This window comes from Bacillus sp. 7_6_55CFAA_CT2, from assembly GCF_000238655.1.
In the GTDB taxonomy this organism is placed as follows: domain Bacteria; phylum Bacillota; class Bacilli; order Bacillales; family Bacillaceae_G; genus Bacillus_A; species Bacillus_A cereus.
In genome coordinates, this window is record NZ_JH414715.1 from 63,079 (window position 1) to 75,101 (window position 12,023).

Here is a 12,023-nt window from a genome sequence, read left to right on the forward strand (position 1 = left end):
ATTAATCGTATTTTTATCAAGCGTATTAGTATAATAGAAGTTTTGTAATAAAAGAAAAAGGGAGGAGAATGAAAGATATGAAAGAGCAAGTATTACAAGTAACAAAAGGTGACTTCGTAGGATCAGCAAGTGGAGCGGTAGTATTAACAGCATTAATCGTATTTTTATCAAGCGTATTAGTATAATAGAAGTTTTGTAATAAAAGAAGAAGAGAGGAGAATGAAAGATATGAAAGAGCAAGTATTACAAGTAACAAAAGGTGACTTCGTAGGATCAGCAAGTGGGGCAGTAGTATTAACAGCGTTAATCGTATTTCTATCAAGCGTATTAGTATAATAGAAGCTTTGTAACAAAAGAAAAAGAAGGGAGAATGAAAGATATGAAAGAGCAAGTATTACAAGTAACAAAAGGTGACTTCGTAGGATCAGCAAGTGGAGCGGTAGTATTAACAGCATTAATCGTATTTTTATCAAGTGTATTAGTATAATAGAAGTTTTAAATTAAACAAAAAAGGAAGGAGAATGAGGGATATGAACAGTGAACAAGTGTTTCAAGTAACAAAAACAGATTTATTAGGATCCTTAGGTGGAGCGGTAATATTAACATCATTTATTCTATTCCTTGCAAATGTATTAGTATGAGATATATAAATACAATCATTCAAAAAAAATAAAGACTCTAACGTATTAGTAAGTAGTTAATATGTTGGAGTCTTTTTTATATTCTTCTTATATACCCTCAAGTATTAAAGTTACCTCATTATCCAGCATTCATGGCTAATTAAACGCTGCGGTTGAAACTTGATTCAACGAATAATCAAAAATCTACTGAATAAAATCCCGCTTTATTTCAAAGAGAAAAAAGTCGAATTTTATATGTAAGAAAAAAAGAGGAATTTGACAGAAAAGATAGAAAATTTTAAAGGTCAGAATTTGTTAGCTTGCTAACTAATTTCTATTAATTAATGTTGGAAGCGTTTTCGGTTGGTTTTAAGTATGGACCATTTAATCTATTTACAGGGGGATGAAGATATTATGAAACAAAAATCTATGGATACGCTAGCTGCACAAATGGAGGACTTTTTTCCAGTACGTGATGTAGATCATTTGGAATTTTACGTAGGGAATGCAAAGCAATCGAGTTATTATCTTGCGAGAGCGTTCGGATTCAAAATTGTGGCTTACTCTGGATTAGAAACTGGAAACCGTGAAAAGGTATCTTATGTTCTTGTGCAAAAAAATATGCGTTTCGTTGTGTCTGGAGCTTTAAGTAGTGAAAATCGTATTGCAGAGTTTGTAAAGACTCATGGTGATGGCGTGAAGGATGTGGCACTACTTGTTGATGATGTTGATAAAGCATACTCAGAAGCAGTGAAACGTGGTGCCGTCGCAATTGCTCCACCGCAGGAATTAACAGATGAGGACGGTACATTGAAAAAAGCAGTTATTGGTACGTATGGTGATACAATTCATACGCTTGTAGAGCGTAAAAATTATAAAGGGGCATTTATGCCAGGATTCCAAAAGGTAGAATTTAATATTCCATTTGAGGAGTCTGGTTTAATTGCTGTTGATCATGTAGTTGGTAATGTTGAAAAAATGGAAGAGTGGGTTAGTTATTACGAGAATGTTATGGGCTTTAAACAAATGATTCATTTTGATGATGACGATATTAGTACAGAGTATTCGGCGTTAATGTCAAAAGTTATGACGAATGGAAGTCGTATTAAGTTTCCTATTAACGAACCAGCAGACGGAAAGAGAAAGTCACAAATTCAAGAGTATCTAGAATTCTATAATGGAGCTGGTGTACAACATCTTGCTTTATTAACAAGTGATATTGTTAAAACAGTTGAAGCGCTTCGTGCAAATGGGGTGGAGTTTTTAGATACACCTGATACTTATTACGATGAGCTAACTGCACGAGTTGGAAAAATCGATGAAGAAATTGATAAGTTAAAAGAATTAAAGATCTTAGTAGATCGTGATGATGAAGGTTACTTACTACAAATCTTTACGAAACCAATTGTAGATCGTCCGACTTTATTTATTGAAATCATTCAACGTAAAGGTTCTCGTGGATTTGGTGAAGGAAACTTTAAAGCGTTATTCGAATCAATTGAAAGAGAACAAGAGCGTCGCGGAAACTTATAAGATTTGTATCCACCAGCAAAAGTCCCTTTGCTGGTGGAAATTTCATTTTTATAAGGAGGAATCAGGATGAAATTTGTTACATTTCGTCTTCCTTCAAAAGAACTACGGGCTGGATGGCTTGAAGGTGACAAAGTAATAGATATGAATCTTGCTAGTGAAGGGGAAATCCCTTCTTCTATGATGGGTTTTTTAGAGAAAGCGGATGAGTATGTAGAAGTAGTGCGGAATATTAAGAATCCAAATAAGGGTATATATGCTTTAGAAGAAGTACAATTGACAGCTGCTCTTCCTAATCCGAGTAGTATTCGAGATTTTTACGCATTTGAACAACATGTAAAAACAGCTCGTGGACGAAGAGGATTAGATGTTGTGCCTGAATGGTATGATATTCCGGTTTTTTATTTTACTAATCATCGTGCTGTAATTGGTTCCGGTGATTTTGTAATTGGTCCGAAAAAGTCTAAAAAGCTTGATTATGAGTTGGAGATTGCTTGCGTAATAGGAAGAGAAGGGCGAAATATTTCTCGAGAGCAAGCAGAGGAATATATTTTTGGTTATTGTATTATGAACGACTGGAGTGCGAGAGACTTACAAGCAACAGAAATGAAAGTAGGTCTCGGTCCAGCGAAAGGAAAAGACTTTGCAACTTCATTAGGAGCACATCTCGTTACGAAAGAGGAATTAGACGTTTATCGTAATGGTGATCGATATAATTTAGAAATGACTGCTCATGTAAATGGAAAACTATTATCAAAAGGAAACTTCCAAGATATTTACTATACATTTGCTGAAATGATTGAACGTGCTTCAGAGGACGTTACGTTATATCCAGGAGATGTGATTGGTTCTGGGACAGTAGGAACAGGATGTATTTTAGAACTGGGTACAGAAGAGTGGCTACAAGATGGAGATGTTGTAGAACTGTCGATTACTGGTTTAGGTACACTACGTAATACGATCAAAAAAGAAAAGGAAGCGGGTGATGGGCATGTTTTATCGTCACATGGGAGAACTACCTCATAAACGACATGTACAATTTCGTAAAAAAGATGGGTCGCTTTATCGTGAACAGGTAATGGGAACAAAAGGTTTTTCTGGTACGCAGTCTATTTTGTATCATCATTATATGCCAACAGAAGTAGGTCATTCTGCATTATCGCATTCTTGTCAGTTGCAGTATGAAGAGGATGTTGCTCTTTCTCATCGCCACTTTCGAACGAAAGAAAGTAAAAAAAGTGGTGATGCAATAAGTGGACGGAATTTCATACTTGGAAATGAAGATTTGTTAATTGGAGTAGTGAGTCCAACAGAAAAAATGGATTATTTCTATCGTAATGGTGATGGCGATGAAATGTTATTTGTTCATTATGGAACAGGGAAAATTGAAACGATGTTTGGAACGATTCACTATAGAAAAGGCGACTATGTAACGATTCCAATTGGAACGATTTATCGTGTTATTCCAGATGAAGGAGAGACTAAGTTTCTTGTTGTAGAGGCAAATAGCCAAATTACAACGCCGCGTCGTTATCGAAATGAATACGGACAATTGTTAGAGCATAGTCCGTTTTGTGAAAGAGATCTTCGTGGTCCAGAAAAATTAGAGACATATGATGAAAAAGGCGAGTTTGTCGTAATGACAAAATCAAGAGGCTATATGCATAAACATGTTTTAGGACACCACCCGTTAGATGTTGTTGGATGGGATGGCTATTTATATCCGTGGGTATTTAATGTAGAGGATTTTGAACCAATTACAGGGCGCATTCATCAGCCACCGCCAGTACATCAAACATTTGAAGGACATAATTTTGTTATTTGCTCTTTCGTACCACGTTTATACGATTATCATCCAGAGTCAATTCCAGCACCATATTATCATAGTAATGTTAATAGTGATGAAGTTCTTTACTATGTAGAAGGAAACTTTATGAGTCGCAAAGGTGTGGAAGAAGGTTCTATTACACTTCATCCGAGCGGGATTCCCCATGGACCGCATCCGGGGAAAACAGAGGCAAGTATAGGGAAGAAAGAGACGCTTGAATTAGCTGTTATGATAGACACATTCCGTCCGCTTCGTATTGTAAAACAAGCACATGAAACAGAAGATGAAAAGTATATGTATAGCTGGATTGAACAAGGTTCATATACTGTGAAATAAGTAAAAAAGGCATGCTCTCAATAAGGGGGCATGCCTTTTTCACGGAATCGACATGTATAATAATACCAAAAAAATAATGGAAAGATATATAGAAAGAATAATAAGGATCGTGCATATTCAGAAGAATTTCTACTTGTTTCGACAAAAGTATTGACTAGGAAAAGCGTAATGAGTAAAATAAAAAAGCGAATTAAAAATTTTCAGAAAATTTAAAACTTGGAGGAGTGAAAGATGAAGCAAATTTTTCAAAAGAAGCCAATTGCAAAGTTAATGCATGAAAGTAAGCAAAAAACGTTAGCAAGAACATTGGGTGCGCTAGATTTAACTATGCTTGGAATCGGAGCAATTGTTGGAACTGGTATTTTTGTTCTAACGGGTGTTGTGGCAGCGAAACATTCTGGGCCAGCTATTATATTATCATTTGCGATTGCCGCGTTAGCTTGTGCCTTTGCTGCATTTTGTTATGCTGAATTTGCTTCTTCAGTTCCTGTCTCGGGCAGTGTGTATACGTATACATACGCGACGATGGGGGAAGTGTTCGCATTTTTAATTGGCTGGGACTTAATGCTTGAATATTTACTTGCTACATCTGCTGTAGCAAACGGTTGGTCTGCATATTTTCAATCTTTATTAAAGGGGTTTGGAATTCACATTCCGACTATTCTCTCCTCGGCTCCTGGTACAGGAAAGGGTGGAATAATTGATCTACCTGCAGTTCTAATTATTTTAGTGATGACAGTTCTTTTATCTAGGGGTGTTCGTGAAAGTGCACGAGTAAATAACATTATGGTATTTATTAAAATAGCAGTTGTTCTTATTTTTATCTTTGCTGGTTTTAATTATGTGAAACCCGAAAACTGGACGCCCTTTATGCCATTTGGTTTAGATGGTGTAATGGCTGGAGCGGCTACAGTATTCTTCGCATTTATAGGATTTGATGCAGTTTCAACAGCGGCAGAAGAAGTGAAACGTCCGCAACGTGATTTACCAATTGGTATTATTGCATCGTTATTAATTTGTACAGTTCTTTATATCGTTGTTTCGCTTATTTTGACAGGAATTGTTCCATACGGCCAGCTAAATATATCAGATCCAGTTGCTTTTGCACTTCAATTTATTGGACAAGATGGTTTAGCGGGGGTAATTTCAGTAGGAGCAATTACAGGAATTACAACAGTAATGCTGGTTATGATGTATGGGCAAGTTCGTGTTTCTTATGCGATGAGCCGAGATGGTTTACTGCCGAAGCGTCTTGCTAAAGTTCATCCGAAATTTAAAACGCCATTTTTAAATACATGGACAACGGGGATTATTGCGGCACTGATTTCAGGATTAATAGATTTAAATGTTTTAGCACATCTTGTAAATATGGGGACATTGTCAGCATTTGCACTTGTAGCTGTTGCGGTAATCGTAATGAGAAGAACTCATCCAGACTTACCAAGGGCATTTAAGGCTCCGCTTGTACCATTTTTACCAGCATTAACAGTGATTTTCTGTTTATACTTAATGCTTCAATTATCAGGGACAGCGTGGATTAGTTTTGGGATATGGATGGTTATTGGTATAGCGGTTTACTTTTTATATAGCCGAAAACATAGTGCTTTAAATAATAGTAAAAAAGAAGAAGATGTTGCAAATTTATAAGCGAAAAAATCCATTCTAATTCTGTTAGAATGGATTTTTTTATTTGAAAATTTACATTTTTCTGAACTTGTTATAAGATAATTGTTGGCTAACTAAAGGGGTGGAATGATGAAAAATACGTGGCGTGAGTTAAGGGAGATGGACCGTAACGTATGGATTCGATTTATTGGAGAGACGTTAAATGGAATTGCAATGATGATGTTAATGCCTTTTTTTGCATTATATTTAAAAGATAAGGTAGATTCGTTGTTGGAAGTTGGGGTTATTATGGCGCTTTCTCCAATTGCTGCAAGCTTTGGATCACTTATAGGAGGGAGAATTGCTGACATATATGGAAGAAAGCCTATTATGATATTTTCTATGGCAAGTAATGCATTATTAATGCTCGGTTTTCTATTTATAGAAGGATTTATTCCATATGCAATTTTATCTATTTTTTTAGGGTTGAGTAATTCTTTATTTCATCCAGCTGCATCAGCTATGGTCGCAGATGTAACGGCACCAGAAAAAAGAACAGAGGCATATGGTTTATTACGAATGGGACACAATATAGGTGCTGCGATTGGTCCGATAATGGGAGCATCAGTAGTTGTGTTGTCAAAGAACCTTGTGTTTATTATTGCCTCTTCTACAATGCTATTTTATGCGTTACTTGTATTACTTCTTATTCAAGAGACGATGCCAAAAAGGACAGATAGGGAAGAACATAAAGAAAAGGAATCTGGGGCAGTTTGGAAAATTGTAATGCGAGATAAGGCATTAATGATTTACTTATTAGCAGGTATTATTATTTCGATGGGGTTTTCTCAAACGGAAGGCATGTTGCCACTACATTTTGATAATGAAATGAAGCGTATTTTTGGAACGAATAATCCATATCCATATTTAATGGCGTTAAACGGATTATTAGTTGTTTTATTCCAGTTTCAAATTTCAAAATGGGCTACGGATAAACCAGTCGGGAAGACGATGTTATATGGTGCATGTTTATTCGGGATTGGATTATTTTTTATAGGGTGGTTACCGAAGTGGTTTGGAGAATTTAATACAAATGCTACAATTATTTTAATAACACTACTGTTCGTTTATGCTATATATACGTTAGGTGAGATGATTATGTCGCCTGTACAGATGACATTTGTAGCAAATTTGGCCCCTGAGCATTTGAGAGGGACTTATATGGGAGCTGCAAGTTTGCAGTGGATTACAGGAAGCGCATTTGGTCCACTTTTGGGAGGTTTTTTATTAGATCGATTACTTGGTCACTTTCTATTTACAATTTTAGCTGTAGGATGTGTAGTTGCAGGTATTGTATATGTTTCTTTAGATCGCCTTGTGGAGCAAAGGCAAAAAGACACACTAACCAAACAATCTTCTTAGTGAATAGGTGACATACACAAAAAAGGGGATTTCTACATATTTTAGGTACATAACTAGATTAGATTGCCATTTTATTTTGTGTAGCTATATAGAAAATGAAATGAAAAACCAATAAGTGATGTTATTTAATTATTTATGGAAGTTACATTTTATTTCAAATAGGAACTACCTATTTTTATAAAAAGTGCTAAAATAGAAAAATGAAAACAATTGGTTAGGGTGATTTCATTGACGAAAATTAAATTAGGTTTATTATATGGTGGAAAATCAGCTGAGCATCAAGTTTCGCTACAGACGGCTCTTGCTGCTATTAAAGCGTTAAATCAAGATAAATTCGAGATTCATCCAATTTATATTACAGAACAAGGTCAATGGGTACGCGGTGAGCGTATTGAAGGCGAAGTAACAGATGTTGAAGCTTTAAAAATGAGCGGTGCAGAAAATGCGATTTCTCCGTTATCATTAAGTACAGAAATTATCCCATCTGCAGCTTCTGAGGAGAATGCTATTGACGTTATTTTCCCATTACTACATGGACCAAACGGTGAAGATGGAACGGTTCAAGGACTATTAGAATTAATGAATATCCCTTATGTAGGAAATGGTGTTCTAGCATCATCTGCTGGTATGGATAAAGTTGTTATGAAAAACATCTTTGCAGAGGCTGGTTTAAAACAAGCAAAATATGCATCCTTCATTCGTAGTGCATGGGAAAAAAATCGTGAGGCAGCTTATTCTAAAGTAGAAGATAAGTTAGGATATCCTTGCTTCGTAAAACCAGCGAACCTTGGTTCAAGTGTTGGTATTAATAAGTGTAAAAATCGTGAAGAACTTGAGGATGCATTTGTAGAGGCATTCCAATTTGATCGCAAAATTATTGTAGAAGAAAATATTGTAGGTCGTGAAGTAGAAGTTGGGGTACTAGGTAATGATGAGCCGAAATGTTCAGTTGTAGGTGAAATCGTTCCGAAAAAGGACTTCTATGATTATAAGTCGAAATATATCGATGGTGATACGGCGCTAATTATTCCAGCTGAAATGACAGAAGAAGAATCTAATGTAATTAAGCGTGATGCAATTATTGCATTCCAATCATTAGACGGTGCAGGTTTAACGCGAGCTGATTTCTTCTTAACGAAAGATGGAGAAGTGTATATTAACGAAGTAAACACAATGCCAGGATTTACACCGTTCAGTATGTTCCCTCTATTATGGCAACATACTGGGTTACCGTATCCAGAATTAATCGAAGAGCTAATTCGTTTAGCGATTGAACGTCACGAAGAAAAACAAAAAATTAAATATACAATCTAACAAAAAAGGAGGAAGCACTATTCGTAGGAATAGTGCTTCCTCTATGTAAGGAGCGTTTCTATATGATAAAGCGAATGTTAAAGCAAGTGGAACAGATGGTAAATGGTACTGGATTAGCAGAGCAATATGAGGGAATTACTATTCAAGGCGTGTCTATTGATACAAGAAAAATTGAAAAAGGAAACTTGTATGTTCCGATTCAAGGGGAGCGCTTTGATGGACATGCTTTTGTAGATAAAGCTGTTGAAAATGGAGCTGTGGCTACATTATGGATGAAAGATGTAGCGAATCCACCTGAGAATCTTCCGGTTATTTTTGTGGAAGACACGCTATCCGCATTGCAAATGTTAGCGAAAAACTATCGTGATCAATTGGATGTTAAAGTTGTAGGTGTAACGGGTAGTAACGGTAAAACATCTACGAAAGATATTGTAACAAGTCTTCTTGCGACTAAATTCAAAGTGCAAAAAACAGAAGGGAACTTCAATAACCATATCGGATTACCTCTTACCATTTTAAACTTAGAAGAAACTACAGAAGTAGCAGTATTAGAGATGGGTATGTCAAGCCGAGGCGAAATTGAATTCTTATCTAAGTTAGCTCGTCCTAATGCAGCTATCATTACGAATATTGGTGAGGCACATTTAATGGATTTAGGATCTCGTGAGGCAATTGCTGAAGCGAAATTAGAAATTGTTACAGGGTTACAAGAAGGTGGCGTGTTCGTATATAACGGAGATGAGCCTTTATTAACGAATCGTGTTCCTGAAATGAATTTAGCAACAGAAACGGTTACGTTTGGTGATGCAAGAGCAAACGATTATTATCCAACGACTGTAACATTACAAGCAACTGGGACACATTTCAAAATGAATAGAGATGAAAATATTTCATTCTACTTACCGGTGTTAGGAAAACATAATGTGTATAATACACTTGCTTCAATGGCAATTGCGAAACATTTTGGTGTAACGTGGGAAGAGATGAAAGAAGGTTTAGTAACACTTCAAATGACGGGCATGCGTATGGAAATTGTGAAAACAAATAGTGGTTTAACAATTATCAACGATGCTTATAATGCAAGTCCGACGGCTATGGAAGCAGCATTCCATTTAATGAATGGTTTAGATGGTTTTGCTAAAAAAATCGTTGTGCTCGGTGATATGTTAGAACTTGGAGATCAAGAAGTACAGTTCCATTATGAGGTAGGAAAATTAATCGATCCAGCAAAAATCTCGCATGTATTCACATACGGTAGATTAGGGGCTCAAATTGCTGAAGGAGCGAAAATTAATTTCCCTAATGAACGTGTAAAGGCGTATGATAATAAAGAAGAGTTAGTAAAAGATTTACAAGCAGTAGTCGATGTGAAAGATGTTGTATTAATAAAAGCATCTCGCGGTATGAAATTAGAAGAAGTAATTACGATGTTGAAATAATTGGTGTATATAAATAGGGATGATAGTTACGAAAATAGAAGAAACTTATAATAAGCGCTTACAGTAAATATAAAAAAATAAAAGTGAAGAAAAAAACTCTGAATATGAAAATAAGGTAACAGTTGGGTTTGCTTTTTACACATACAAAACTTATAATTGATAAAGTGTAATAACGTTTAGAAGTATTTTCGTGAAGAATATACGCCCGTTTATATACGTGAGCATTCAGGAAAAGGGCTTTTCCGCAAATTCGGAAAACGCCTTTTTTTAAATGATAAGTATAGGATAGAAAAGGAGAAGTAACATTGACAACATTTCGAGAATTAGGATTAAGTGATTCTTTACTGCAATCTGTTGAAAGTATGGGCTTTGAAGAGGCTACACCAATTCAAGCTGAAACAATTCCACATGCATTGCAAGGTAAAGATATTATTGGGCAAGCGCAAACAGGTACAGGGAAAACAGCAGCATTCGGATTACCACTATTAGATAAAGTGGATACACATAAAGAATCGGTTCAAGGTATTGTTATCGCGCCAACGCGTGAATTAGCAATTCAAGTTGGAGAAGAATTATACAAAATTGGTAAGCATAAACGTGTTCGCATTTTACCAATTTATGGTGGTCAAGATATTAACCGCCAAATTCGTGCTCTAAAAAAACACCCACACATTATTGTTGGTACGCCGGGTCGTATTTTAGATCATATTAACCGTAAAACACTTCGTCTGCAAAACGTAGAGACAGTTGTTCTTGACGAAGCGGATGAAATGTTAAACATGGGCTTCATTGAAGACATTGAAGCAATTTTAACAGATGTGCCAGAAACACATCAAACATTACTATTCTCAGCGACAATGCCGGATCCAATCCGCCGTATTGCTGAGCGTTTCATGACTGAGCCTCAACACATTAAAGTAAAAGCAAAAGAAGTAACAATGCCAAACATTCAGCAGTTCTATTTAGAAGTGCAAGAAAAGAAAAAGTTTGACGTGTTAACACGCTTATTAGATATTCAATCTCCAGAGCTTGCAATCGTATTCGGTCGTACAAAGCGCCGTGTTGATGAATTATCAGAAGCATTAAACTTACGTGGTTATGCTGCAGAAGGTATTCATGGTGATTTAACTCAGGCGAAACGTATGTCTGTATTACGTAAATTTAAAGAAGGTTCTATTGAAGTTCTTGTTGCAACAGACGTTGCTGCACGTGGTCTTGATATTTCAGGCGTAACGCACGTATATAACTTCGATATTCCACAAGATCCAGAATCATACGTTCACCGTATCGGTCGTACTGGTCGTGCAGGTAAAAAAGGTATTGCAATGCTATTTGTAACACCACGTGAATCAGGACAATTAAAAAATATCGAGCGTACAACAAAACGTAAAATGGACCGCATGGATGCACCGACACTTGACGAGGCATTAGAAGGTCAACAACGTTTAATCGCTGAAAAGCTTCAAAGCACAATTGAAAATGAAAACTTAGCATACTACAAGCGTATTGCAGAAGAAATGTTAGAAGAAAATGACTCTGTAACAGTAGTAGCTGCTGCTTTAAAAATGATGACTAAAGAGCCGGATACAACTCCGATCGCTTTAACATCAGAACCACCTGTTGTTTCAAGAGGCGGCGGTTCTAAAAAACGCGGCGGTAACGGAGGCGGATACCGTGATGGTAACCGTAATCGTAGTCGTGATGCACGCGGCGGTGGCGATGGACGTAACCGTGACCGTAACCGTGATGGACGTAATCGTGACGGAAACCGTGATCGCAATCGTGATGGTAACCGCGATCGTAATCGTGATGGTGGTAGTCGTGGTCGTAGAGGTGAAGGCCAAGGTCGCCCTGGTTCTTCAAATGGACGCGGCGAAAGAAAACATCATAGCCGTCCACAAGCTTAATAAAAAAAGAGAATGCCCTTTG

The 12,023-nt window shown here is 36.6% G+C and carries 12 protein-coding genes; all 12 read left to right on the plus strand.

All coding sequences use genetic code 11. From position 1 onward, the window contains the following. Nucleotides 1-68: 68 nt before the first annotated feature. The 12 genes from HMPREF1014_RS26970 (at nt 69) to cshA (ending at nt 12,001) form a co-directional block, all read left to right on the plus strand. Nucleotides 69-185 (plus strand): DUF3948 family protein, encoded by a 117-nt coding sequence (locus tag HMPREF1014_RS26970; RefSeq protein ID WP_000654250.1) that lies wholly within the window; start codon nt 69-71, stop codon nt 183-185. Between the two features lie 43 nt (nt 186-228). After that, complete coding sequence (locus HMPREF1014_RS26975; protein ID WP_000664237.1) at nt 229-336, plus strand: DUF3948 family protein; 108 nt, start codon at nt 229-231, stop codon at nt 334-336. Nucleotides 337-370: 34 nt separating this feature from the next. Beyond that, nucleotides 371-487: a DUF3948 family protein gene (locus HMPREF1014_RS26980; RefSeq protein ID WP_000654250.1), complete on the plus strand. Its 117-nt coding sequence runs from the start codon at nt 371-373 to the stop codon at nt 485-487. Nucleotides 488-530: 43 nt separating this feature from the next. Beyond that, entirely contained in the window at nt 531-641 is a 111-nt protein-coding gene (locus tag HMPREF1014_RS26985; RefSeq protein ID WP_001083690.1) for a DUF3948 family protein, read from the plus strand. Between the two features lie 393 nt (nt 642-1,034). After that, entirely contained in the window at nt 1,035-2,153 is a 1,119-nt protein-coding gene (gene hppD / locus HMPREF1014_RS26990; RefSeq protein ID WP_000810922.1) for a 4-hydroxyphenylpyruvate dioxygenase, read from the plus strand. A gap of 66 nt (nt 2,154-2,219) precedes the next feature. Beyond that, nucleotides 2,220-3,176, plus strand: coding sequence for a fumarylacetoacetate hydrolase family protein (locus HMPREF1014_RS26995; RefSeq protein WP_000674000.1), 957 nt, complete (start codon nt 2,220-2,222; stop codon nt 3,174-3,176). Then, nucleotides 3,142-4,314 (plus strand): homogentisate 1,2-dioxygenase, encoded by a 1,173-nt coding sequence (locus tag HMPREF1014_RS27000; RefSeq protein ID WP_013141710.1) that lies wholly within the window; start codon nt 3,142-3,144, stop codon nt 4,312-4,314. Before HMPREF1014_RS26995 ends, HMPREF1014_RS27000 begins: the two co-directional genes overlap by 35 nt. 231 nt (nt 4,315-4,545) lie before the next feature. Beyond that, nucleotides 4,546-5,961 carry a branched-chain amino acid transporter BcaP gene (gene bcaP, locus HMPREF1014_RS27005; protein WP_000809349.1) on the plus strand — a complete coding sequence of 472 codons (1,416 nt, stop codon included), beginning with the start codon at nt 4,546-4,548 and terminating at the stop codon, nt 5,959-5,961. Between the two features lie 108 nt (nt 5,962-6,069). Continuing rightward, nucleotides 6,070-7,341, plus strand: coding sequence for an MDR family MFS transporter (locus HMPREF1014_RS27010; RefSeq protein WP_000799724.1), 1,272 nt, complete (start codon nt 6,070-6,072; stop codon nt 7,339-7,341). Between the two features lie 228 nt (nt 7,342-7,569). Further along, entirely contained in the window at nt 7,570-8,655 is a 1,086-nt protein-coding gene (locus HMPREF1014_RS27015; protein ID WP_000161426.1) for a D-alanine--D-alanine ligase, read from the plus strand. A 62-nt stretch (nt 8,656-8,717) separates the two neighbouring features. Further along, the gene (gene murF / locus HMPREF1014_RS27020) at nt 8,718-10,094 is read left to right on the plus strand and encodes a UDP-N-acetylmuramoyl-tripeptide--D-alanyl-D-alanine ligase (protein WP_000595964.1); all 1,377 of its coding nucleotides are present in this window, start codon (nt 8,718-8,720) and stop codon (nt 10,092-10,094) included. A gap of 305 nt (nt 10,095-10,399) precedes the next feature. Next, nucleotides 10,400-12,001 (plus strand): degradosome RNA helicase CshA, encoded by a 1,602-nt coding sequence (cshA, locus tag HMPREF1014_RS27025; RefSeq protein ID WP_000206585.1) that lies wholly within the window; start codon nt 10,400-10,402, stop codon nt 11,999-12,001. The last annotated feature ends 22 nt before the right edge of the window (nt 12,002-12,023 follow it).